This is a genomic window from Kitasatospora sp. NPDC088264 (assembly GCF_040685715.1).
Lineage (GTDB): Bacteria > Actinomycetota > Actinomycetes > Streptomycetales > Streptomycetaceae > Kitasatospora.
Genome location: NZ_JBFBIR010000090.1, coordinates 1 through 24,697, shown reverse-complemented (window position 1 = coordinate 24,697; position 24,697 = coordinate 1). Strand labels below are relative to the sequence as shown.

Here is a 24,697-nt window from a genome sequence, read left to right as displayed (position 1 = left end):
CAGGTACGACAAACGCGTGTACGTCTTTCTCGGCACAGTCACGGTCGCCGCACTGGCCATCTGGCTCCGCTCATGATCGCGCGGACAGAACCTAATAGGACTTCGGGAGGCCGAGGGTGTGCTGGGCGACGTAGTTGAGCACCATCTCGCGGCTGACCGGGGCGACCCGGCCGACCCGGGTGGCGGCCAGCAGCGCGCCCAGCCCGTACTCCTGGGTGAGGCCGTTGCCGCCCAGCGTCTGCACCGCCTGATCGACGGTACGGGCGGCGGCCTCGCCGGCCGCGTACTTGGCCATGTTGGCGGCCTCCCCGGCGGCCAGGTCCTCCCCCGCGTCGTAGAGCAGCCCGGCCTTCTGGGTCATCAGCCGGGCCAGCTCGATCTCCACCGCGCACTGGGCCAGCGGGTGAGCCAGGCCCTGGTGGGCGCCGATCGGGGTGGACCAGACGGTGCGGGTCTTCGCGTACTCGACGGCCTTGCCGAGGGCCTGGCGGGCCAGGCCGAGGGAGAACGCGGCGGTCAGCACGCGCTCGGGGTTGAGGCCCGCGAACAGTTGCAACAGGCCGGCGTCCTCGTCGCCGACCAGGGCGTCGGCGGGCAGCCGGACGTCGTCCAGGAAGACCTGGAACTGCTTCTCGGGGGCGACGAGTTCCATCGGTATCGCCCGGTACTCGAAGCCGGCGGCGTCGCGCGGGACGATGAACAGACAGGGCTTGAGCCTGCCGGTGCGCCCCCCTCCGGCGTCCGCGGTCTCGGTGCGGGCGACGAACAGCACGGCGTCGCAGTGGTCGATGCCGGAGACGAACACCTTGCGGCCGGTCAGCAGCCAGTCCCCGCCGTCCCGGCGGGCGACGGTGGAGATCCGGTGCGCGTTGGAGCCGGCGTCCGGCTCGGTGATGCCGAAGGCCATCTTGCGGCTGCCGTCGGCGAGTCCGGGCAGCCAGCGCTGCTTCTGCTCCTCGGTGCCGAAGCGGGCGATCACGGTGCCGCAGATCGCCGGGGAGACGATGAGCAGCAGCAGCGGGCAGCCGGCCGAGCCCAACTCCTCCAGCACGATGGCCAGATCGGTGATGCCGCCGCCCCCGCCGCCGTACTCGGCGGGCAGGTTCACGCCGAGGTAGCCGGCCTTGCCCGCGTCCGCCCACAGCTCGTCGGCGGGCTCGCCGGCCCGGGCCTTGGCCATGTAGTAGGCGGAGCCGTAGCGGCGGCCGAGGTCGCCGACGGCCTGGCGCAGGGCCCGGCGTTCTGTGGTCTCGATGAGCTGACTGCCGATGGTGGACATGCGGGGTCCTTCCTCAGGCTTCTGCGGCGGGCTGGACGGCGGCTGGTGCGGTCGGCTCGGCGGCGGGCTGGACGGCGGCTGTTGCAGTGGGCTCGGCGGCGGGACCGGCCTCGGGCTGCACGACGGCGAGCAGGGTGCCGAGTTCGACCTGCCGGCCGGGGGCGGCGTGGAGTTCGACCAGGACGCCGTCGGCGGGGGCGGTGACGCGGTGCTCCATCTTCATCGCCTCCAGGACGAGCAGCGGCTGACCGGCGGTGACGGTGTCGCCGACGGCGGCGGTGGTGCGCACGACGGTGCCGGGCATCGGGGCGAGCAGCGCGCCCGGGTCCGCCCGGGCGGCGGGGTCGGGGAAGCGCGGCAGGGCGGTGAGCGCGATGCCGCCGTTCGGGGTGTCGACGTACACCCGGTCGCCGTAGCGCGCGACGCGGTGGCCGCGCCGGACGGCGCCCTCGCGCAGCGTGACCTGCTCGGGCGAGGCGTCCAGGAGCTCCGTCCGCGGGTGGTCGTCGGCCCGCAGGCCGTCCCGGGTGAGGCGGTATCGGACCTCCAACTCTGCGCCGTCGTCGGTGCGGTAGCGCTTGGACTGCGACTGCGAGGGCAGGTTGCGCCAGCCCGACGGCAGTGCGCCGTGCGGCCCGGTGCGCCGGGCGGCGGCGTCGGCGAGGGCGGCGGCCAGGGCGGCGCGCGCGGTCTCCCTGCCGTCCGGGGCGGTGAGTTCGGCCGCGTGCTCGGCCAGGAAGCCGGTGTGCAGGCGTGCGGCCAGGAAGGCCGGGTGCCGCAGCGCGCGGACCAGCAACTCCCGGTTGGTTGCGGGCCCGTGGACCTCTGCGCGGGCGAGCGCGTCGGCCAGCCGGCGGGCGGCGGCGGCGCGGGTCGGCGCCCAGGCGATCACCTTGGCGAGCATCGCGTCGTAGTGCGGGGTGATCTCGTCGCCGGCCGCCACGCCGGAGTCCAGCCGGACACCCCGGCCGCCGAACTCCTGGTGCGGCACGGTGAGTTCGAGGCGGTGCAGGGTGCCGGTGGCGGGCTGCCAGTCCTTCGCCGGGTCCTCCGCGTACAGCCGGGCCTCGATCGCGCAGCCGGTGGCGGGCGGCGGGACCGGCCCGGGCAGCCGCTCCCCCTCGGCGACGGCGAGTTGGAGCGCCACCAGGTCCAGTCCGGTGACCGCCTCGGTGACCGGGTGCTCGACCTGGAGGCGGGTGTTCATCTCCAGGAAGTGGAACCGGCCGTCCTCGCCGAGCATGAACTCGGCCGTACCGGCACCGGTGTAGCCGATCGCCCGGGCGGCGCTGACGGCCGCCGCGTGCAGCCCGGCGCGCACCGCCTCGGGCAGGCCGGGGGCCGGGGCCTCCTCGATCACCTTCTGGTGCCGCCGCTGGAGCGAGCAGTCGCGGTCGCCGACCGCCCAGACCGTGCCGTGCGCGTCGGCCAGCAGCTGGACCTCGACGTGCCGCCCGGCGGGCAGGTAGCGCTCGCAGAACACCTCGTCCGAGCCGAAGGCCTTCGCCGCCTCGGCGCGGGCGGCGGCCAGTTCGCCGGGGAGCTCCGCGAGCGTGCGCACCACCCGCATGCCGCGTCCGCCGCCACCCGCCGCCGCCTTGACCAGGAGCGGCAGGTCGACCTCGGTGGGGTCGGTCAGGGCGTCCAGCACGGGCACCCCGGCCTCGGCCATCAGCCGCTTGGCGGCCGTCTTGGAGCCCATCGCGGCGATCGCGGCCGGCGGCGGGCCGACCCAGACCAGCCCGGCGTCCAGCACGGCCTGCGCGAACCCGGCGTCCTCCGACAGGAATCCGTACCCGGGGTGGACGGCGTCCGCGCCCGCCGCCAGCGCGGCGCGGACGATCAGGTCGGCGCGCAGGTAGGTGTCGGCGGGCGCGGCGCCGGGCAGCCGCACGGCCGCGTCGGCCTCACGGACGTGCGCGGCCCCGGCGTCCGGGTCGGAGTGGACGGCGGTGGTCGCGACGCCCAGGGCCCGGCAGGTGCGGAAGACCCGGCGGGCGATCTCGCCACGGTTGGCGACCAGCAGGTTGGTGATCATGTCTCGGGTGCCCCTCACAGCTCCGTCTCGCAGCTCGGTCTCGCAGCTCGGTCGAACAGTTCGGTCTCACATCCGGAAGACGCCGTAGCCGCGCGCGCCCTCGACCGGCGCGTTGTGGATCGCGGACAGGCACAGGCCGAGCACCGTACGGGTGTCGCGCGGGTCGATCACGCCGTCGTCGTACAGCCGCCCGGACAGGAAGACCGGCAGCGACTCGGCCTCGATCTGCTGCTCGACCATGGCGCGGATCGCCGCGTCCGCGTCCTCGTCGTACGGCTGCCCCTTCGCGGCGGCCGACTGCCGGGCGACGATCGACAGCACCCCGGCGAGCTGCTGCGGGCCCATCACCGCGGACTTGGCGCTCGGCCAGGCGAACAGGAAGCGCGGCTCGTACGCCCGCCCGCACATGCCGTAGTGGCCGGCGCCGTAGGACGCGCCGATCAGCACCGACAGGTGCGGCACCCGGGAGTTGGCGACGGCGTTGATCATCATCGCGCCGTGCTTGATGATGCCGCCCTGCTCGTACGCCCGGCCGACCATGTAGCCGGTGGTGTTGTGCAGAAACAGCAGCGGGATGTCCCGCTGGTTCGCCAACTGGATGAACTGGGCGGCCTTCTGGGACTCCGGGCTGAACAGCACGCCCTGCGCGTTGGCCAGCACGCCGACCGGGTAGCCGTGCAGCCGGGCCCAGCCGGTGGCCAGGCTGGTGCCGTAGAGCGGCTTGAACTCGTCGAAGTCGGAGCCGTCGACGATCCGGGCGATCACCTCGCGCGGGTCGAAGGGCACCTTGAGGTCGCCCGGGACGATGCCCAGCAGCTCCTCCTCGTCGTACTTCGGCGGCTCGGCGAGCCGGTCCGGCGACGGGCCCGGTTTGCGGTGGTCCAGCCGGGCGACGATCCGGCGGGCCAGCCGCAGCGCGTCCGCCTCGTCCGCCGCGAAGTGGTCGGCCAGGCCGGAGGTGCGGGCGTGCATCTCGGCGCCGCCGAGCGACTCGTCGTCGGCCTCCTCACCGGTGGCCATCCTGACCAGCGGCGGGCCGCCGAGGAACACCTTGGCGCGCTCCCTGACCAGCACGGTGTGGTCCGACATGCCGGGGACGTAGGCGCCGCCGGCCGTCGAATTGCCGAACACCACGGCCACGGTGGGGATTCCGGCGGCGGAGAGCCGGGTGAGGTCGCGGAACAGCGCGCCGCCGGGGATGAAGATCTCCTTCTGGCTGGGCAGGTCGGCCCCGCCGGACTCGACCAGGTTCACCACCGGGAGGCGGTTGTCGAACGCGATCTCGTTGGCGCGCAGGGCCTTGCGCAGGGTCCACGGGTTGCTGGCGCCGCCGCGCACGGTCGGGTCGTTGGCGGTGATCAGGCACTCCACGCCCTCGATCACGCCGATGCCGGTGACCAGCGCCGCGCCCACCGGGTAGTCGCTGCCCCAGGCGGCCAGCGGCGAGAGCTCCAGGAACGGCGAGTCCGGGTCGACCAGCAGCTCGATCCGCTCGCGCGGCAGCAGCTTGCCGCGGGCGCGGTGGCGGTCCACGTACTTGGGGCCGCCGCCGGCCAGCGCCTTGGCGTGCTCGGCGTCCAGCCCGGCGAGCTTGGCGAGCATCGCGGCGCGGTACTCGGCGTACTCGGGCCCGGCCGGGTCGACGCGGGTGGGCAGCACGGTCACAGCAGGGCCTCCGGGATGTCGAGGTGGCGGGAGCGCAGCCACTCCCCGAGGGCCTTGGCCTGCGGGTCGAAGCGGTGCTGGGCGGCGACGCCTTCGCCGAGCAGGCCGGTGAGGGTGAAGTTGACCGCGCGCAGGTTCGGGAGCAGGTGCCGGGTGACGGGCAAGTCGGCGGTCTCGGGCAGGAGTTCGCGCAGCTTGTCGACGGTGAGGGTGTGGGCGAGCCAGCGCCATCCCGCCTCGGAGCGGGCCCAGACGCCGAGGTTGGCGTCGCCGCCCTTGTCGCCGCTGCGGGCGCCGGCCACCAGGCCGAGCGGGGCGCGGCGACGCGGGCCGGCGGGGGGTTCTGCGGGGAGTGCAGTTGGGAGTACTGCGGGGAGCGCTGGCTCTTCGGAGGTCTCAGCAGGTCGGCTCGTCACCAGGGCCGGCGGGACGGCGAGCCGGCGGCCGTCCGGTAGCACGGCGGTGTGCTCGACGGCCTCGGCGTCGACGTACGCGGCGGCGAACACCCCGTACGGCGCGCCGGGGCCTGGCGGCGCGGTGAGGTGGAAGCCCGGGTAACCGGCCAACCCCAACTCCACGGCGGCCTTGCCCAGTTCGCGCCCGACCTTGGCCTGGTCCGGGTCGCGGGCGGTGAGCCGGAGCAGGGCGGAGGCGGCCTCCTCGGTGCCGGCGTCCGGGTGGTCGGTCCGGGCGAGCGTCCAGCGCAGTTCGGCGGGCCGGGCGGCGGGCGGCAGGGCGTCCAGGAACTGCCGCCGCACCAGGTCGGCCTTGGCTTCGATGTCGAGGCCGGTGAGGACGAACACCACCTCGTTGCGGTGGCCGCCGAGCCGGTTCAGGCCCACCTTCAGCGTGGGCGGCGGCGCCTCGCCGCGTACCCCGTCGATCCGGACCCGGTCCGGCCCCTCCTCGGCGAGCCGCACGGTGTCCAGCCGGGCGGTGACGTCCGGGCCCAGGTAGCGCGCACCGCCCGTCTCGTAGAGGAGTTGGGCGGTGACGGTGCCCGCGGTGACGGCGCCGCCGGTGCCCGGGTGCTTGGTGATCACGCTGGAGCCGTCGGCGTGCAGTTCGGCGATCGGGAAGCCCGGGCGGGTGACGTCGTGCTCGCGGAAGAACGCGTAGTTCCCGCCCGTCGCCTGGGCGCCGCACTCCAGCACGTGCCCGGCGACCACCGCCCCGGCGAGGGCGTCGAAGTCCGCCGCCGTCCAGCCGAAGTGGGCGATCGCGGGCCCGGCGACCAGCGCCGCGTCGGTGACCCGCCCGGTGACCACCACCTCGGCGCCCGCGGCCAGGCAGGCCGCCACCCCGAAGCCGCCGAGGTAGGCGTTCGCGGCCAACAGGCCGTCAGGCAAGCCGAGTTCGCTCCTGCGCGGCAGCAGGTCGTCCCCCTCGACGTGGGCGACGGCCACCGCGAGGCCCTGGCGCTGCGCCAGGTTCCGCAGTTCGGCGGCGAGCCGGGCCGGATTCAGCCCGCCCGCGTTCACCACGATCCTCACCCCGCGCTCCTGCGCCAGGCCGAGGCACTCCTCCATCTGCCGCAGGAACGTCCGGGCGTAGCCGAGGGACGGGTCCTTCAGGCGGTCCCGGGCCAGGATGAGCATGGTCAGCTCCGCCAGGTAGTCCCCGGTGAGCACGTCCAGCGGCCCGCCGGTGAGCATCTCCCGCACCGCCGCGAAGCGGTCCCCGTAGAACCCCGAGGCGTTGCCGACCCGCAGTACCGAGCGTTCGCGCGCCAAAGCGCCTCCCCTGCCGACGGGTTGGCGACGCCCCCACACGAGCGCCGCCGGGCAGCAGCGTGGCACCGGGCGCGAAAAAAAGCAATCACGCCTGCTTGTTTCGAGCCGGTGGCCGCACTCGACAGGGCCGCGTACGGCCCGATTCTCCGAAACCCGACTGACACCGGCCCGTCGGTGCGACACGATGTCCGTCCGTCGTACTGGCGAGTGAAAGGCAGCCTGCATGCCGCATCCCGCACCGCGACCGACTCCCGAGTCGACCGACCCGCTCACCGCGGAACTGGTGGTGGACATGGCCGCCCCCGCGGCGCCGGCCATCTCGCCGGACGGTCGCCTGGTCGCCTACGGCGTGGTCGCGAACAGTGGAAGGGACGGACGCCCGCACAGCTCGGTCTGGGTCGCCGCCGCCGATGGCAGCGCCGCCCCGCGCGGGCTGACCGACGGCACGGCCCGCGCCGCCGCCCCGAAGTGGGCGCCGGACTCGGCTTCTCTGTTTCTCACCTCCGACCGCGAGGAGCGGGGCACCGCTCAACTCCGGCGGATCCTTCTGGACGGCAGCGGGGACATCGCCCGGGCGGAGCCCCTGACCAGGTGGCGCGGGGGCATCTGCGACCACTACCCGCTCGCCGACGGCCGCACCGTGGCGCTGCTCGCCGAGGACGAGCCCACCCCGGAGGACGAACGCCGGGAGGCCGAGGGTGACGACGCGAAGGTCTGGGGCCAGCACCTCCCCGCCACCCGGCTGCGCCTGCTCGACCTGGCGACCGGCGTGGTCCGCACCGTGGACGGCCTCGGAGACCGCCATGTCGTGGAGGTGGCCCAGCGTCCGGACGGCGGCCCGCTGGCCGTGCTGAGCTGGGCCACCCCCGAGCTCGACCCCGGCGTCACGACGGCAGGACTGCACCTGGTCGCCCCGGAGACGGGAGCCGTCCAGGACCTGGGCCCGGTCGGATTCGAGGCCCGGTCCCCGGTCTGGTGGCATCACGACGGTGAATGGCATCTGGCCCACCTGGCGGTGACCCCCGGGCACTTGGTCGGCGCGCTCGCCGTGATCGACACCGTGCCGCCGGCGACCGGCCCGACCGTCGAACAGCGCGATCTCACGGTCGGCATGTCCGCCTGCCCCACCGAGCTGGTGCAGGTCGCCGACGGGCCGCCGCTGGCGCTGTTCGCCGACGGGCTGGACACCGCGCTGTACCGGCTCGATCCGCAGTCGCTGCGGTTCCACCGGTTGTCCTGCGCGCCCGGCACGCCAGGCACGCCCGGCACGCTCGCCGGGCTCACTGCGAGTCGCTCCGGAGCGACCCTCGCCGTGCTGCTGAGCACCGCGCGCGAGCCCAGGAACGTCCACGCGGGCCCCACGGGCGGGCCACTGCTCCGGCTCAGCGACACCAGCCCCGAACTGCGCGGGATCCGCTGGGGTACCCAGGAACGGCTCGGCTACCAGGCGTCCGACGGACTCCAGTTGGACGGCCTGCTGATCCTGCCGGCCGGCCGGACTCGGGGCCAGGGCCCGTTCCCGCTCGTCACCATGGTCCACGGCGGTCCCTACTTCCGCCATGCCGACGAGTTCACGCTCACCGCGGTCGACTGCGGCCAGTGGCTGGCTACCGCCGGATACGCGGTCTTCCTGCCCAATCCCCGGGGCGGGTCGGGCCACGGCCATGAATTCGCCGCCGTGGTGGCGGGCGCGGTGGGCGGCGCCGAGTGGACCGACATCCTCGCCGGGATCGACCTGCTGGTCGCCGAGGGAGTCGCCGATCCCGAACGCCTGGGCATCTCCGGCTGGAGCCACGGCGGTTTCATGGCGGCCTGGGCCATCGGCCAGACCGGGCGGTTCAAGGCCGCCATGATGGGCGCGGGCATCACCGACTGGGGCATGCAGGCCGGGACCGGCGAGTGGGGAGCCATGGACGCGGCGCTCGGCGGCAGCACCGGCTGGAGCGGGCCGGGACCGCACCTCCACGACCGGAACAGCCCGATCTCCTACGCGTCCCGGATCCGCACCCCGGTCCTGATCCTGCACGGCGAGCAGGACACCAACGTCCCCCTCGGCCAGGCCGTCCACTTCCATCGCGCACTGCGCCACTTCGGCGTCGAACACGAGTTCGTCGTCTACCCCCGAGAGGGCCACGGGCTCCACGAGCGCGCCCATCAACTCGACGCCCTCCGGCGCATCCGCGCCTGGTACGACCGCTGGCTGTGAGCCCGCACCCGGGAGGGCATCGAGTCGTGATCGACGAGTGGCGGAACCCGAGCAGGATCAGCGGTGCTTGAACTCCTCGATGGCCTCCCGGACGGTGTTCTTCATCTCCTCGCTGCCGATGTGCCCCGAGTCCTCGGAGATGTGCAGCCTCGCGCCCGGCCACGCCTTCGCCAGCTCCCAGGCCGTCTGCACCGGGCAGCCCATGTCGTGCCGGCCGTGCACCAGCACCGCCGGGATCCCGGCCAGCCTGTGGGCGTTGCGCAGCAGTTGGTCCTCCTCCAGCCAGGCGCCGTTGCTGAAGAAGTGGGCGCAGATCCGGACGAACGCGATCTGCTCGTCGACCTCCCGGGCGCTGTACATGCCGGGAGAGCCGTTGGGCTCGTTCGAGATGACCGCGTCCTCCCAGGCGAGCCAGCCGGCGGCGGCCTTCGCCCGGACCGCCCGGTCGGGGTTCTCCATCAGCCGCGCGTAGGCGGCGAGCAGGTCGCCGTCCCGCTCGTCCTCGGGCACGCCCTCGCGGAACCGGTCCCACGCCTCGGGGTAGAAGGACCCGGCGCCCCGGTAGAGCCAGTCGGTCTCGGCCCGGCGGGTCGTCGTCACCGCCTGGATGATGATCTCGCTGACCCGCTCGGGGTGCTGCTGCGCGTAGGCCAGCAGGAGGGTCGAACCCCAGGAGGCACCGTTCAGCAACCACCGCTCGATGCCGAGGTGTTCGCGCAGCCGCTCCATGTCGTCGATCAGGTGCTGCGTGGTGTTCAGGCTCATGTCCGCCGCCGGGTCGCCGGCGTGCGGGGTGCTGCGGCCGCAGTTGCGCTGGTCGTAGCGGATCACGCGGTAGCACTCCGGATCCCACGCCCGGGTGGGCCGGTCCGGCGTCCCCGCGCCGGGGCCGCCGTGGACGTAGAGGACGGGCTTGCCCTCGGGGTTGCCGAGCTGCTCGTAGTAGACCCGGTTGCCGTCTCCGGTGTCGAGGAAACCGTGGCCGTAGGGACTCGTCGGAGGATAGAGATCAACCATGACCGTCGATCCTAGGGCGCGGGCGCGCTCGGGGCCCGCGCTTTTCCGCCCAACCCGCTTCGTGGGAACGGCCGTTCGGCCGGCCTCAGGGCGTTTCAGTCCAGCGGGAGGGCCATCTCCAGGATGCGGGCCTGCGGGTCGAGCCCGTACGGGGTCTCCCCGCCGGTGTAGGTGAAGCCTCGGCGCAGGTAGAAGGCGGCGGCGCGGGCGTTCGCCTCGTGCACGCCGAGCAGCATCCGCTTGGCGCCGCCCTCGGTGCGGGCCCAGTCGGTGGCGGCGTCCAGCAGGGCGTCCGTCACGCCGCGTTCGCGGCCGCGGTGTTCCGGGGCCACCCAGACGCCGATCAGGACGGCGGTCGCGGCCTGGTCCCGGTCGGGGACGGAGAGCATCGTGCCGACCCATTCGCCGTCCGGGTCGACGGCCACCAGGCCGACGCTGCCCGGCTCGTTCACCCGGGCCGTCCGGGCCCGCCAGTCGGCCTCGCCCAGGGCCTGCGCCGCGGCGTGGGTCTCGCCGAAGGCCATCGGGAAGTCGAGGAGCTGGGCCAGCCGCACCTTCCGCAGGCGCTGCCAGTCCTCGGTCCCCATCCGCTCGATCCGGTACCGCATGCTCTCCGACCCCCACTGCCGCAGCCGCCTTCGCCGGCGGTGGTCACCTCCGGCGAAGGCAGCATAGCCGCAGGTCAGGGCCTGATGCAGACCGGTCACGGCTTGACGCTCAGGGCTTGATGCGGACCACCTGCGGGTCGTGGTCGCTGGCCTGCTGGGCGAACTCGGCGTTGATGTGCACCACGTCGTACTTGGCGTAGCCGACCTCGGGGCTGACCAGGATGTGGTCCAGCACCTGCGAGTTGCCCTGGTAGACGTACGAGTACTGCTCGGTCTCCGGCAGTTCGTTCACCAGGTCGCGCAGCACGCCGTCCTTGGTGAGCGCGGCCAGCGCGGGCGAGAACTGGTAGTCGTTGAAGTCGCCGAGCGAGACGACGCGCGCCTCCTTGTCGGCGGCCAGCAGCTTGGCGACGAAGGCCTGCTCGATGGTGGCCTGCTTGACCCGCTGCACCTCGGAGCTGCGGGTGGGGGCCTGGAAGCGGCTGTCGATGCCCTGGTCGCCGCCCTTGCTGTTGAAGTGGTTGGCGATGACGAAGACCTTCTTGCCGCGGAAGGAGAACTGCCCGACCAGCGGCTTGCGGCTGTTGGTCCACGCGTCGTCGGCCGGGGCGATCCGGCCGGGCGAGGCGGTCAGCGCGGTGGTGGCGCCGCTGCCGGCGACGTCCACGGCGCTGGTGGCGGCGCCGCCGGGGATGTCGGTGAAGGAGACCCGCTGCGGGTTGAACAGGAACACCTGCCGGATGTTGCCGCCCGGCTCGCCGCCGTCCTTGCCGTCCTGCGGGTCGATCGAGCGCCAGTCGTACGCCGGGCCGCCGGCCGCCTTGATCGCGGCGATGAACTTGGCGACGGTCTGGCTCGCGTCGACCGTGCCGTCGTTCTTGGCGCCGTTGTTGTCCTGGATCTCCTCCAGGGCGACGATGTCGGGCGAGCGCAGGTTGGTGACGATGCCCTGGGCCAGCTCGGCGAACTTGGCGTCCGGGTTGCCGGGGGCCAGGTTCTCCACGTTGTACGTGGCGATGGCGAGTTCGCGGTCGGCCGCCTTGGCGGTGACCTCGCGCTGGAGGTGGTTGTCCTGGAGCGTGCCCAGGGTGCCGGCGACGAGGGTGTAGCCGCCGAACTGGTTGTAGTCCAGCGGGCCGGTGGTGGTGCCGGTCAGCACGTCGCCCACGTTGGCCACCGGGAACGGCTGCTGCGGGGTGACCGCCGCCTGCTGCTGCACCATCAGGCGGCCCACGTTGGGCTCCGCGTACGACTCGTACAGCACGCCGCCGCGCTTGCTGCGCTGGTCCTGCCGGTCGGCGGCGACCCACAGCTCGTTGTACTTGTCCGTCGCCTGTATCACCCGGACGTCCTTGACCTGGACGAGCATGCCCTCCAGCGACTCGTAGAAGTCCAGGGCGTACTTCTCCGGGTCGAGCGGCAGCGCGTCGATGCTGCCGCCCTCGGGCGCCGGCGGGGCGTAGGTGCCGGGGATGTTGCGGGTGTCGACGACCACCGGGGCCGGCAGCGGGTTGCCGGAGGACAGCACGGTGACGGCGGGGCCGGTGAGCTCGGTGACGGACTGCGAGCCGCCCGCGAAGTTCGGGTAGTACTCGGTGACCGTGCCGCTGACCAGGACCGAGTCGCCGGCCTTCACGGTCGGGTTGCCGCCGGTGTAGACGAAGATGCCCTCGCTGGTGGCCGGGTCGGCGTCGGGGTTCGGGTCCTGCATCCAGAAGCCCTTGGCGCTGCCGTAGGCGCGCACGCCGGTGACGACGCCGGGCACGCCGGTGACGGGCTTCCCGGCCTGCGGGGAGATCCGGGTGGTGCCCTGGATGTCGTGGATGCGCAGCGGTCCGGCCTCGGTCGGCCCGGCCGGGGCGGCGGCGTTCGCCGCGTTCGTGGCGGCGTTCGCGGCGGTGGGCGCGGCGTTCGCGGCCGGCAGCGGGACGAGCACCAGCGAGGCGGCCAGTCCGGCCGGGAGGATCGCGGCGCGCAGCAGGGCCCGGCGGGGGCGGGGAGCGGGGGCGGTGGTCACCGGGGCATGACTCCTAGCTCCGTCGTGCGGCACGGTCGTGGCACGGCGGTCGAGGGTGGAGCGGGGCACAGGGCGCGTCGTCCACCCGGCGGGTCTGCGGCCGCCGGGCCGTGACGGTCAGGCGGCGTGCCCATGGCACGCGCTACCCGCGTAGATGAAGCGGAAGCCGGTCACCCGTCCCCCGCGGCGACCCCAAGATACGCGCGTAGAAAATGACGCGACAAGACCCCGTCAGTGAACTTCTGGTTCCGCTTCGGCGTCCGCCCCTGCCCCTGCTCCTACCCCCGCTCCTATCCCCGTCCCTTCAGCCCGGTCCTTCAGCCCGCTCCTTCAACCTGCCTCGACGTCCCCTCAGCCCGCCTCGATCCGCTCCACGATCAGCTCGCACAGCTCGTGGGTGCGCAGCGCGTCGTGCGCGTCCAGGGTCTTGCCGGCCCGGACGGCGTCCAGGAAGGACAGCACGCACTGCTCGATGCCGCGCTGGCGGGCGACGGACACCCAGTCACCACGCCGGCGGACGGTGGGCTGGCCGCGGTGGTCGATCACCTCGGCGAGGTTGTGCACCGCCCGCTTGGAGTCGGCGCCGGAGACCTCCAGGATCTCCTCCGTCGAGCCGGAGAGCCGGTTCATGATGCCGAGCGCCGTGAAGCCGTCCCCGCCGAGGGTCAGGACGACGTGCTCGACCAGCCCGTCCCGGACGCGGGCGCGGACGTCGACGTGCTCGATCTCGCCGGGGGCCAGGAAGCGCAGGGTGTCGACGACGTGGATGAAGTCGTCGAACACCAGGGAGCGGGCGGCCTCGGCGAGGCCCTCGCGGTTCTTCTGCAGGACGATCAGGTCGCGGGGGCGCTCCTTGGCCTGGGCGTAGCCGGGCGCGTGCCGGCGGTTGAAGCCGACCATCAGCGAGCGGCCCGTCCGGTCGGCGAGGTCGACGAGCCGGCGGGCACCGTCGACGGTGTAGTCGAGCGGCTTGTCGACGTAGACGTCGACACCGGCCGTCAGCAGCTGCTCCACGATCGGAACGTGCTGGCTGGTCGCGGCGTGCACGAACGCCGCCCGGATCCCGCTCCCGATCAACTCCCCGAGATCGGTGAAGCGATTCTCCGGCGCAATCCGGTGCGCGTCACCGATCCGGTCCAGCTTCGCCCCGTCCCTGGTCATCAACCGCAGGTCCAGCGCCGGCAACCCGCCCAGGACCGGCAGATACGCCTTCTGCGCAATGTCACCGAGACCGATCACCCCGACCGGGAGCAGGCCGTCAGGAACAGAGGTCGAGCTCATACGAATCTCCATACTCATGCGCCGAAAACCATCCGCCCCACCCTATTCGCCCGCTCCCGCGCAACGGCGCCGGGCCGGCGAGCGACCGGCCCGGCGGCTCAGGGGATGAGGGCGGCGACCCCTTCGACCACCAGCATCCAGGTGGGCTGCCCGCCCGTGCCGAAGGCGGAGGCGAGGACGTACCCGATCGCGGCGTCGGCGGGGCGGGCGGGGGCGCCGTCCCGCCACTCCACGATGACGATCTGGTCGCCGTCGCAGGAGAAGTCGCCGAGGCGCTTGCCGTCGCGCATGAGCCGGCTGCTGGGGATGGAGTCCGGGACGAGGACGTGGACGGCGCCGTCGTACGTGGTCTCGACCCGGTAGGACTTCCGGCGGAGCTTGCCCCGGCCCGGCCGCAGCGGCACCGGCGAGCCGTCGACGGTCAGCGTCAGGTGGGCGGTGTCGCGGGTGCCGATGGCGATCTGCGGGTCCGGCTCGCTGCCCGGGTCGCGCTCCAGGACGGCGGTGGGGATCCGATCCCCGGAGACGGTCACCCGGTGCTGGCCTTCGATGCGGACGGTGATCTCGCCGAACAGGGTGTCCTCGGTGGTGAAGGGAGCGGGCGCCGGCAGGTCGGTCATCTGCGATTCCTTTGGTGGGTCGTAACTCCGGCCGCATGGAATGGAATTCGCGGGCCGGAATTCGCGGGCCGGGGTGATTCTCTCATTCGACGGAGACGGACTCACCCGGTGGTGGGCGCCAGTTGACCTCCCACCGGCTCGCGGTGGAAGCACGGCGGTCGAACGGTTTCCGGTGGGCACGACGGTCCCGGCAGGCCGGCGCCGCACACCCCACCAGCCACTGCCGGATCTTCCAACCCTCCTTCACCACTTAATAGTTGTCCCATTCGATGGCAATGGAATCACCTAGGCTTCGATCCATCCGGTGCCCGGCGCGGCGCACCGGCCGACAAGGGGAGGACATGATGAGGACCTCGGCAAGCGCGTTACGGCGCGGATCCCGCTGGGCCGTCTCGGCGGCGACGGCGATGGCGCTGCTGCTCGGCGGGGCGGGCGTCTCGGGGGCCTCGGGGGCGGCCCCCTCCGGCGTTCCCGACGGCCCCGTCGTCGGCGTGCCGGGGGCCGTCCGGATCGCGGAATTCACCTGGGAGAAGGTCACCGAGGCGGTCAGTCCGGACGGCCGAACGGTCTACCTCGTGCTGACGGACGTGGTCGGCGGGCGCCAGGGCGTGTACCTGTCCACCGTCGACACGCAGACCGGCACGGTGACGGCCCGCCTCCCGCTCGGCGACCCGGCACCCTACGGGCGGCCTGCCCTCAGCCCGGACGGCCACCGGCTGTACGTCGGAGTCGGCTCCGCCGTCTACGTCATCGACACCGCGACCAACACGGTCAAGGCCCGCGTCGCCGCGCCGGAGCAGCAGCTCCCGGCGGGCTGGACCCCGGGCGCGGCGACCAGTCTGGCCACCGACCCGGACGGCGAGACCCTCTACGTCGGGCAGTCCGGTCCCTCAGGCCCCGCCGGGCAGGAGGAGCCGGGCCGGATCCTGGAATTCTCCACCGGCGACCAGGAGTTCATCGACCAGACGGCGGTCACCGGCCACACGGTCAACGATCTCGCCGTCCTGCCCGACGGCAACTACCTCTACGCGGGCACCAACCTCGACCTGCTGCGCCTCGACATCGGGACCGGACTCGGCACCACCACGGTCGTCGACCCCGGGGCCAAGGACGAGCTGGCGCTCTCCCCGGACGGCTCCTTCCTGCTCGCGCTCGGGTCGGTCCGCACCTACTCCGTGGGCATCGGGCTCGACACGGGCACGGACACGGTGCGCTACCTCATGAAGTACGGCTCCGGCTACTTCGAGTACCACCACCCGGCGATGAACGCCGACGGCAGTCGCGTCTACCTGCTCGGCGGCCCCGAGTACAGGCTCCCCACCCCGCTGTACACGTTCGTGCCGGGCGAGAACCGGTTCGACCAGAGCGTGTCCCTCTCCGTCCCCGAGTGGCGCGTGCACGCCCTCTCCGTCGGGCCGGACGGCCACTCGCTCTACGTCACCGGCTGCGACTCGGCCACGGGCTGCTTCCTGCGGACCCTGCGCATCTGACGCCGCGCGCCGGGGCGCCGGTCGCCGAGTGTTCGGCGGCCGGCATTGACAGCCCCGCGCGCGACGCGCTGGGATGAGGCGAGGGTTCGTCACGGGGGGTCCGGTCGACGGGACCGGCTGCTGCGCGGTGGCCCACCGGGGGTGTCGTGGAGGCGTTACGAGCCACTGACCCGACGACGGTCGGCGGCCGGTACCGGCTGCTCGGGCGCCTGGGCAGCGGCGGGATGGGCGTGGTGTACCTCGGGCGTTCGCCGGGCGGTCGGCTGGTCGCCGTCAAGTGCGTGCACCGGGAGCTCGCCGCCGACCCGGAGTTCCGGCGACGCTTCGCCCACGAGCTGGAGGCCGTACGGCGGGTCGGCGGGTTCCACACCGCCCAGGTCGTCGACGCCGACCCGGGCGGTGACCCGCCGTGGCTGGTCACCGCCTACGTTCCGGGGCCGTCCCTGGCCGAGGCGGTCGCCGCCCACGGCCCGCTGCCGGAAGCGTCGTTGCGCGTCCTCGGGGCGGGGCTGGCCGAGGCGCTGGACGCCATCCACGCCGTCGGCCTGATCCACCGGGACCTCAAGCCGTCGAACGTGCTGCTCGCCGACGACGGGCCGCGCGTCATCGACTTCGGGATCGCCCGCGCGCTGGACGGGACCGCGATCACCCGGACCCAGGTCGTCGTCGGCACGCCCGGCTACATGGCGCCTGAGCAGATCGCGGGCGGCGCGATCGGGCCGGCCTGTGACGTGTTCAGCCTCGGCCACGTGCTCTGCCACGCTGCCGGGTGCGCGCCGTTCGGGCACGGTGCAGCGCAGGTGATGCTCTACCGGGTCCTGCACACCGAGCCGGATCTCGGCGGCGTCCCGCAGGCCCTGCGCCCGGCGATCGCCGCCTGTCTGGCGCGCGATCCCGCCGACCGGCCCACCCCCGCCGAGTTGCTGGACCTGTTCGGGCCGGCCGCGCACGACGCACCCGCCGGGGCGTGGCTTCCGGCGCAGCGGCGGGCGGCTCCGGCCCACCCCGGACCCCCGCCGATCGGGCCACCGAACGGCCCGAACGACCGCACCCGTACGGCGGTCACCGAGCTCCGGCAGGCTCCCGACGCCCCGCCGCCCGGTGGCGGGAAGCACCGGCTCCGCTGGCTGCCGGTGCCGCTCGCCCTCGTGCTCGTCGCCGCCGCCGTCTGCGTCCGCCTCTTCGTGATGACCGGCGGCTCCGGGCCGCCGGACTGCTTCCCGTCCGGCGGCGCCCCGGCCGACTCCGCGCCCCCGGCCAGGGTGACCAGCGTGCCCGCGGGAACTCCGCACCCGCCCGAGCCCACCGGGCCCGCCGACCGGACGGTCATCGAGCTCGGCCAGTCGGTCACGCTCAGCTGGGACCACGCCGCCGCGATGTCGCGCGTCTTCACCGGGCTGGGCGACGACGCCCCCCGCTACACCGCCTGGCTGAGCTCCGCCGCCTGCACGTTCACTCCCACCGCCGCCGGGCTGTACCGGTGGGAGGCGAGCACCGCGAACGCCGCCGAAGGACAGACCGGCAGCGCGTGGTCCGAGGACCGGTTCCTGTTCGTCAGGGCGAAGGGCTCCTCGACGCCCGACCCCGGGCACGACACCCCGGCCGTCCCCCGCCTGCTGGCCCCGGCGGACCAGACCGTGGCCAAGGCCGGCCGGCCGGTCTCGCTGAGCTGGACGGCGAGCGGCTTCTCCTCCCACGCCTCGGTGCTGTCGCCCGACGGGACCTGGCAGAACATGCCCTGGCAGGACGCGTCGACCTACCTGTACACCCCGCCCTCGCCCGGGATCTACGTCTGGAGCGCGTTCACCGAGGCCAAGGGCGGCTGCGACGGCGGGACCTGCGCCAGCGGGGCGAGCGCGCAGCGGTACCTGATCGTGGAGTGAGGTCCCCACGGCCTTCGGCCACTACTTGAGGAACGCCGCCCCGGCGAAGAGCCGGGCGGAGTTGGTGCGGTCGATGGCGGCGCGGGTGGTGTCGGGGAGCGGGTGGTCGGCGACGTACGCGGGCACGCCGGGGACGCCGGGGCCGGGCAGTTGCGAGGGGTGGACCAGGGCGACGGCCTCCCGTCAGCTGGTTCTCCGGCACCGAGTCTGCCCGCCTCGTCTCGCGGCGCGCCAGTGATCCCGCCACGTCCGGATCGTGAAGTTCTCACGCTCCCGTCCGGGGGGATCCCGGTTGTCCGGTAGGCCGCTCCAGGAGACGAACTTGTTCGTTACGAACATGTTCGTTACCGTGGAGGAACGGGAGGCGAACCCACGCCGACCGACACGGACCGACACGGACCGACACCGACCCAAGGAGTGGCCATGACCGTCCAGCACGTTCCCGTCGCCGTCATCGGAGCCGGGCTCGGGGGCCTCGTGCTCGCCCGGGTCCTGCACGTCCACGGCATCCGGGCCGCCGTCTTCGACCTGGAGCCCTCACCCGAGGCCCGCACCCAGGGCGGCCTGCTCGACATCCACGACGACTCCGGCCAGCAGGCCCTGCACGACGCCGGGCTGCACGACCGGTTCCTGGCCCTGGTCCACGCGGGCGGCGAGGCCCTGCGGGTGGTGGGACCGGACGGCGCCGTCCGGTTGGAGCAGGAGGACGACGGCACCGGCGGCCGCCCCGAGGTCGACCGGGGCCGCCTGCGCGACCTGCTGCTGGACTCCCTGCCCGCCGGCACCGTCCGCTGGGGCCGGAAGGTGGTCCGCGCCCACGCGCTGGGCGACGGCCGCCACCAGGTCGCCTTCGCCGACGGCACGGCCGTCACCACGGACCTGCTGGTCGGGGCGGACGGCGCGTGGTCCCGGATCCGGCCACTGCTGTCCGACGCCCGGCCCACCTACACCGGGATCTCCTTCGTCGAGGCCGACCTGCACGACGCGGACACCCGGCACCCCGAGGCGGCCGCCCTGGTCGGCGGCGGGTTCTTCCTCTCCGTGGCCGAGGGTCGCGGCTTCCTCGCCCACCGCGAGGGCGACGGCAGCATCCACGTCTACACCGCCGTCCGGGCCGGCGAGGACTGGCTGGACGGCATCGACACCACCGCCCCCGACACCGCCAAGGCGGCCGTGCTGGCCGGCTTCGACGGCTGGGCCGACGGCCTGCGGGCCCTGCTCGCCGACGCCGACGGCGACCTGGTCCCGCGCCGGATCCACGCCCTGCCCGTCGGCCACCGCTGGGACCGCACCCCCGGCGTCACCCTGCTCGGCGACGCCGCCCACCTGATGTCCCCGTTCGCCGGCGAGGGCGCCAACCTCGCCATGCTCGACGGCGCCGAACTCGGCAAGGCCCTCGCCCACCACCCCGGCGACCCCGAGGCCGCCCTGACCACCTACGAGCGCGCCCTCTTCCCCCGCAGCGAGGCCTCGGCCGCCGCCTCCGCCGCCAGCCTGGAGCTGATGTTCGGCCCCGACGGCCTCCAGGGCCTGCTCGACCAGTTCGCCGCCCCGAACCAGCCCGCCCCGCCGGCCGGCCGGTAGCGGCGGCGCCGTTTCGGCGAACTAGTTCGTCACGAACACGGTCGCTAGGCTGGCCGGTATGACGAGCTCCCCCTCCCGACCCCGCAGCCGCCGCGAGCGGCCGGCGAAGCCCGCGCTGAGCCACGAGGCGATCGTCGCCGCCGCCGTACGGGTGCTGGAGGCGGAGGGCCTGCCACGGGTGACCATGCGGCGGCTGGCCCAGGAGCTGGACACCGGGCCGGCCTCGCTGTACGTGTACGTGGCCAACGCCGCGGAACTGCACGCCGCGATCCTGGAGGAGTACCTCGGGGAGGTGGACCTGAGCCCGGTGACGGCGGCCGGGGACTGGCGCGAGCGGTTGGCCGCCGTCCTCGACTCCTGCACCGGGGTGCTGCTCCGGCACCCGGCGCTCGCCCACGCCGCACTGGTGGCGAGGCCGTCCGGGCCGCACTACCTGGCCCTGGTGGAGGCGGTCCTGGCACTGCTGCACGAGGGCGGGGTGCCGGACGGGCAGGCGGCCTGGGGCGTGGACGTGCTGCTCCAGGTGGCCACCGCCACCGCCGCCGAGCAGTCCGCCCGGCAGGGCGAGCAGGCGGAGCGGGAACAGGCCGCGCTCACCGACGCGCTCCGCGCGGCGCCCGCCGCCACCTACCCGAGGATCGCCGCGCTCGGGGACGACCTGGTCTCCGGGGCGCCGGAGGACCGGCTGTCCTGGATGTTCCGGGCGGTCGTCAACGGCACGCGCACGACGCCCCGACCCGCCTGACCCCAGCCGCCCACCGCGCCCCGCCCGAGCTCGGACCCACCCGACCTCGGACCCTCAGGCGCCCGCCGCGGCCGCCTCGGCGAGGGCGTCCAGCACCGGGCGGATCAGCGGGTGCCCGTCGGCGCCGGCCCGGACGGCAGCGAAGACCCGGCGGGTGGCGAGTTCGCTGTCCACCGGCCGGACGGCGATCCGGCCGAGGTCGACGCCGCGCAGCGCCGAGCGCGGCACGAGGGCGACGCCGGCGCCCGCCGAGGCGAGGGCGACGACGGCCCGGAAGTCGTCGGAGGAGTGCACCAGGCGCGGCTGGAAGCCGGCGTGCTCGCAGGCGAGCAGGACGACGTCGTGGCAGGGGTTGCCCGGGTAGGGGCCGATCCACCGTTCGTCGGCCAGGGCCGCGACGGCGAGCGGACCGCGGTCGGCGGCCAGCGGGTGGCCGAGCGGCAGCACCGCCTCGAACGGCTCGGCGTACAGCGGGACGCGGGTGAGCCGGGCGTCGTCGGCGCGCGGGGCGCCCCGGTACTCGACGGCCACCGCGAGGTCGGCCCGGCCGTCGAGGACCATCGGCAGGCTGGCGTCGCCCTCCGCGTCCAGCACCTTGAGCCGCACCCCGGGCGCCTGCGCGGCCAGCAGCCCGATCGCCGGGGCGAGGACGAGCGCGATGCCGGTGGCGAAGGAGGCGACGGTCACCTCGCCGGAGACGCCCGCGCTGTAGGCGGCGAGGTCGGCCTCGGCGCGCTCCAGCTGGGCGAGCACGGCGTCGGCGTGGCCCAGCAGGATCTCCCCGGCGGCGGTCAGCCGCACCCCCCGGCCCTCGCGGGCGAGCAGGTGGTGGCCGGTCTCCTGTTCCAGGGCGGCCAGCTGCTGGGAGACGGCGGAAGGGGTCAGGTAGAGGGCAGCCGCCGCGGCGGTCACGGTGCGGTGGTCCACCACGGCCCGCAGGGTCCGCAGCCGTCGGGCGTCGATCACAGGCCAATTCTGCCAGCGTGCCGGGGTCAGCCGGACCGGGCCCGGAGCCGGGGCGGGGTCCGGGCCCGGTTCCGCGTAAGGGGCGATACGACCGGTGGCGTATTTCCGGACGAGATCGCTTCGCCCGGTTGACCACCCGGCCCGGGCGACGATTGGCTCTTCCCGAGCCGGGCCGCGGGGGTGACGAGGGCCCGGCGCCGTCATCAGGGGAGGATCTCCATGACCACCGCACGAACCCGCCGTTGGCTGGCCCGCACCGCCGGCGTCCTGGTGGCCGCCGCCGTGGCCGGGGCCGCGATGCCAGCCGCCGAGGCCCGGCCGCTCAAGGGCGACACCTCCCGGGTGAGCGAGGGGCCCAAGGGCGAGCAGCTCGACGGCACCTCGTCCGCGCTCGGGCTGAGCGCCGACGGCCGCTCCGCGCTGTTCACCTCGACCGCGACCAACCTGCTGCCCGGGGCCGGCACCCCGAACTCGGACGAGGTCTACGTGCGGGACCTGCGCAACGGGCACGTCGAGCGGGTCAGCGTCGCCGCCGACGGCTCCAAGCTGGACGCCGCCACCAACCAGGCCTCGATCAGCGGCGACGGCCGGTACGTGGCGTTCAGCACCGCCGCCACCAACGTGCTGCCCGGCCAGCCGAAGCACGGCAACGACGTCTTCGTCCGCGACCGCTGGACCGGCCGCACCGAGCTGATCACCGCCCCCGGCTCGGCGAGCACCGACGACCAGAGCATCCGCACCGCCGACAGCCCCACCCTCAGCTGGGACGGCCGCTTCGTCGCCTACGCCTCCAGCCGCACCGACCTCGCCCCGGGCGTGAAGCGCGGCAAGAACAACATCTACGTCACCGACCGCTGGACCCACACCACCCGGCTGGTCACCTCCGGCACGGAGGGCGAGGGCGCCGACAACAACTCCTTCAGCCCGACGATCAGTGCGGACGGCTCGACCGTCGGTTTCGGCTCCCGGGCCGGAAACCTGCTCCCGGGCACCCCGGCCCCGGCCGCCGACCCGGCCACCGACCCGGCCACCGGCGCCGATACCGCCCCCGGCGCCGGGTCACCCCAGCTGGCCGGGCCCAAGTTCTACCCGTACTACGTCTGGAAGGCCGGCACCGGCAAGATCGCCGGCGCCAGCCTGGACGGCACCGGGGCGCTGAGCGACGGCGGCCGCGACGGCCGGATCAGCCCGGACGGCCGCTACGCGATCTACAGCCTCCCGGTCTTCATCGGCGGGGCGCCCGCCCCGGCCCACGGCATCCGGATGGACGTGTACGTCCACGAGCTGGCCACCGGCAAGATCACCAAGGTCAACACCGACCTGCCGGGCACCACCGCCAAGTGGTCCTCCTCCGGTGGCGTCATGACGCTCGACGACCGCTGGGTCTACTTCGACTCCGCCGCCGAGAACCTCGTCCCCGACGACACCAACTCCGCCAGCGACATCTTCCGCCGCGACCTGTGGACCGGGCGGATCGAGCGGATCAGCCTCACCCGGAGCGGCGGGCAGAGCACCGCCTCCTCCTACGGCCCGTACGTGGACGCCACCGGCGACACGGTGATCTTCGACGCCTCGGACGGCGACCTGGTGCCGGGTGACTCCAACACCTTCCTGGACGTCTTCCTGCGCCGCCTGTGACGTCCTGACTCCCCTGCCGCATACGTCCGTTGACGTATTTTCGGCCGAGATCACCCGTGGGCGTTGACCACCGGCCCTCCCGACGATTGGCTCTCCCGAAAGCCCGTCGCCGGGAGGGAGCCCGGCCGGGCGACCCCCGGGGAGGCAGACGTCATGACACGCAGCACCCGTACCACCCGCAACCGGTGGCTGGCCGGCGGCGGCAGCATTCTCGCGGCCACCGCCGTACTCGCCGTGACCGCCGCACCCGCCCAGGCCGACCGGGCCCACCGGGCGCCGCGCGGCACCGTCCAGGTCAGCGTGGGGGTGAACGGCGCCGCGCCGGACAACCAGTCGTGGAGCCAGGCGATCAGCGCCGACGGCCGCTACGCCCTGTTCACCTCCTGGGCCACGAACCTGGTGTCCCAGCCCGCGAAGAGCGCCCGCGACGCCTACGTCCGCGACCTGAGGACCGGCCGCACCGAGCGGATCAACCTGGCCGCCGACGGCAGCGCGCTGAACGGCTTCACCGACAACGTCGCGATCAACGCCGACGGCCGCTACGTCGCCTTCGACAGCGACGCCGAGAACGTGGTGCCCGGCATGCAGGTCCAGGGGCGCGACGAGGTGTACGTCCGCGACCGGAGGACCGGCCGCACCGAGCTGATCAGCGGCGGGCTCACCGGCACCGACACCGACAAGTTCCACGCCTCCTACGCGCCCTCGATCAGCGCGAACGGCCGCTACGTGGTCTTCGGCTCCAGCCGGAAGGACCTCGTCCCCGACCTCCAGGGCGACGCCCCCTCGCTGGCCAGGCCCTACACCTGGGACTACAACATCTACGTCACCGACCGCTGGACGGGGAAGACCAAGCTGGTGACCCGCGGCGTGGACGGCAAGCCGGGCGACGGCATGTCCCTCCACCCGACGATCAGCGCGGACGGCCGCACCATCGGCTTCACCTCCATGGCCGGCAACCTGCTGCCCGCCGACCAGACCCCCGCCCCGGCCGCCGGGGGCGCCGCCGCCCCCGCCGACGTGGAGCTGGCCCCGGGCATCGCCCCGGCCCTGCCCCACAGCGCGCAGAAGGGCCTGGCCCAGCCGAACCTGGCCCGGCCGGTGACCGCCCCCTACTACACCTACGACGTGGAGTCCGGCCGGATCTCCGCCGCCAGCCTCGACCTCGACGGCAAGCTCGGCGCCCCGAGCTTCGACGCGACGATCAGCCCCGACGGGCGGCGCGCGATCTACGCCCTGCCCGAGCCCGGCGGGTCGACCGGCGGCCACCGGTTCCACACCGTGCTGTACGTCCGGGACCTCAGGAAGGGCACCGTGACGAAGATCAGCGGCGGCCTGCCCGGCACCACCTCGGTCGGCTCCTCCGACCACGCCCGGATCACCGCCGACAACCGCTGGGTCTACTTCGCCTCCGCCGCCGACAACCTGGTGGCGGGCCCGCAGCACCCGGGCTGGGACGTCTACCGCCACGACCTGCGCACCGGCCGCACCGAGCGGGTCGCCACCGCCGCGGACGGCTCGCTCGGCAACGGCTCCTCGACCGACCCGGTCGTGGACGCCCGCGGCCGCACGGTGGTGTTCAGCTCGACCAGCGGCAACCTGCTCGCCGGCCCCGGCGGCCCGGCGAGCACCGACTCCCAGGTCTTCGCCCGCGCCACCGCGCACCACGGCCACGGCGACGACCAGGGCGACGACCAGGACCAGGACCAAGGCCAGGACCAGGACAGCGACGACTGACCGTCAACCGCCGCCCGCACCGTGAACCGCGTACGGGGGCGGGACGTCGGCCGGGCCGGCGTCCCGCCCCCGAAGCGGGAGGGTGGGGCAGATGGTTGGCCGCCCCGCCGACCCCTCATCTGCCGGCTGGGCGGACGGATCCGCCACCCGGGGCGGGGCGCCCGACGCGCCGCCTTCCCGGTGCCACCACTCT

At 74.0% G+C, this 24,697-nt stretch carries 17 protein-coding genes; 7 read left to right on the top strand and 10 right to left on the bottom strand.

Annotation, left to right across the window (positions count from 1 at the left end; genetic code table 11):
- Positions 1–91 precede the first annotated feature (91 nt).
- The 4 genes from AB0O82_RS36170 to AB0O82_RS36155 all read right to left on the bottom strand — a co-directional run bounded on the left by AB0O82_RS36170 (position 92) and on the right by AB0O82_RS36155 (position 6,715).
- Positions 92–1,279, bottom strand: a complete 1,188-nt coding sequence (locus AB0O82_RS36170; RefSeq protein WP_363588890.1) for an acyl-CoA dehydrogenase family protein — start codon at positions 1,277–1,279, stop codon at positions 92–94.
- Positions 1,280–1,292: 13 nt separating this feature from the next.
- Positions 1,293–3,317 carry a biotin carboxylase N-terminal domain-containing protein gene (locus AB0O82_RS36165; RefSeq protein WP_363588888.1) on the bottom strand — a complete coding sequence of 675 codons (2,025 nt, stop codon included), beginning with the start codon at positions 3,315–3,317 and terminating at the stop codon, positions 1,293–1,295.
- Between the two features lie 66 nt (positions 3,318–3,383).
- On the bottom strand, positions 3,384–4,982 hold the full coding sequence (locus tag AB0O82_RS36160) for a carboxyl transferase domain-containing protein (RefSeq protein ID WP_363588887.1): 1,599 nt from the start codon (positions 4,980–4,982) through the stop codon (positions 3,384–3,386).
- Entirely contained in the window at positions 4,979–6,715 is a 1,737-nt protein-coding gene (locus AB0O82_RS36155) for an acyclic terpene utilization AtuA family protein (RefSeq protein ID WP_363588885.1), read from the bottom strand. Before AB0O82_RS36155 ends, AB0O82_RS36160 begins: the two co-directional genes overlap by 4 nt.
- A gap of 223 nt (positions 6,716–6,938) precedes the next feature.
- Between AB0O82_RS36155 and AB0O82_RS36150 the strand changes: the two genes are divergently transcribed.
- Positions 6,939–8,921: a S9 family peptidase gene (locus AB0O82_RS36150; protein WP_363588883.1), complete on the top strand. Its 1,983-nt coding sequence runs from the start codon at positions 6,939–6,941 to the stop codon at positions 8,919–8,921.
- Positions 8,922–8,978: 57 nt separating this feature from the next.
- Here the strand turns inward: AB0O82_RS36150 and pip are convergent, their stop codons facing one another.
- The 5 genes from pip to AB0O82_RS36125 form a co-directional block, all read right to left on the bottom strand.
- On the bottom strand, positions 8,979–9,938 hold the full coding sequence (gene pip / locus AB0O82_RS36145; protein ID WP_363588881.1) for a prolyl aminopeptidase: 960 nt from the start codon (positions 9,936–9,938) through the stop codon (positions 8,979–8,981).
- A 95-nt stretch (positions 9,939–10,033) separates the two neighbouring features.
- The gene (locus AB0O82_RS36140) at positions 10,034–10,645 is read right to left on the bottom strand and encodes a GNAT family N-acetyltransferase (RefSeq protein WP_363588879.1); all 612 of its coding nucleotides are present in this window, start codon (positions 10,643–10,645) and stop codon (positions 10,034–10,036) included.
- Between the two features lie 10 nt (positions 10,646–10,655).
- Positions 10,656–12,470: an endonuclease/exonuclease/phosphatase family protein gene (locus tag AB0O82_RS36135; RefSeq protein WP_363588892.1), complete on the bottom strand. Its 1,815-nt coding sequence runs from the start codon at positions 12,468–12,470 to the stop codon at positions 10,656–10,658.
- Positions 12,471–12,914: 444 nt separating this feature from the next.
- Positions 12,915–13,844: a Gfo/Idh/MocA family oxidoreductase gene (locus AB0O82_RS36130; RefSeq protein ID WP_363588877.1), complete on the bottom strand. Its 930-nt coding sequence runs from the start codon at positions 13,842–13,844 to the stop codon at positions 12,915–12,917.
- Positions 13,845–13,942: 98 nt separating this feature from the next.
- On the bottom strand, positions 13,943–14,464 hold the full coding sequence (locus AB0O82_RS36125) for a hypothetical protein (protein WP_363588875.1): 522 nt from the start codon (positions 14,462–14,464) through the stop codon (positions 13,943–13,945).
- A gap of 344 nt (positions 14,465–14,808) precedes the next feature.
- Here AB0O82_RS36125 and AB0O82_RS36120 point away from each other — a divergent pair, with 344 nt between their 5' ends.
- The 4 genes from AB0O82_RS36120 to AB0O82_RS36105 all read left to right on the top strand — a co-directional run bounded on the left by AB0O82_RS36120 (position 14,809) and on the right by AB0O82_RS36105 (position 20,166).
- Entirely contained in the window at positions 14,809–15,954 is a 1,146-nt protein-coding gene (locus tag AB0O82_RS36120; RefSeq protein WP_363588873.1) for a hypothetical protein, read from the top strand.
- A gap of 146 nt (positions 15,955–16,100) precedes the next feature.
- On the top strand, positions 16,101–17,837 hold the full coding sequence (locus AB0O82_RS36115) for a serine/threonine-protein kinase (RefSeq protein ID WP_363588871.1): 1,737 nt from the start codon (positions 16,101–16,103) through the stop codon (positions 17,835–17,837).
- Positions 17,838–18,260: 423 nt separating this feature from the next.
- Positions 18,261–19,421 (top strand): NAD(P)/FAD-dependent oxidoreductase, encoded by a 1,161-nt coding sequence (locus tag AB0O82_RS36110; protein WP_363588869.1) that lies wholly within the window; start codon positions 18,261–18,263, stop codon positions 19,419–19,421.
- Between the two features lie 58 nt (positions 19,422–19,479).
- Positions 19,480–20,166: a TetR/AcrR family transcriptional regulator C-terminal domain-containing protein gene (locus AB0O82_RS36105; protein ID WP_363588867.1), complete on the top strand. Its 687-nt coding sequence runs from the start codon at positions 19,480–19,482 to the stop codon at positions 20,164–20,166.
- Positions 20,167–20,220: 54 nt separating this feature from the next.
- Here the strand turns inward: AB0O82_RS36105 and AB0O82_RS36100 are convergent, their stop codons facing one another.
- The gene (locus tag AB0O82_RS36100) at positions 20,221–21,132 is read right to left on the bottom strand and encodes a LysR family transcriptional regulator (RefSeq protein WP_363588865.1); all 912 of its coding nucleotides are present in this window, start codon (positions 21,130–21,132) and stop codon (positions 20,221–20,223) included.
- Positions 21,133–21,351: 219 nt separating this feature from the next.
- Between AB0O82_RS36100 and AB0O82_RS36095 the strand changes: the two genes are divergently transcribed.
- A complete protein-coding gene (locus AB0O82_RS36095) occupies positions 21,352–22,770 on the top strand; it encodes a hypothetical protein (RefSeq protein ID WP_363588863.1) in 1,419 nt (472 codons plus the stop codon).
- A 153-nt stretch (positions 22,771–22,923) separates the two neighbouring features.
- Entirely contained in the window at positions 22,924–24,504 is a 1,581-nt protein-coding gene (locus AB0O82_RS36090) for a hypothetical protein (protein ID WP_363588861.1), read from the top strand.
- The last annotated feature ends 193 nt before the right edge of the window (positions 24,505–24,697 follow it).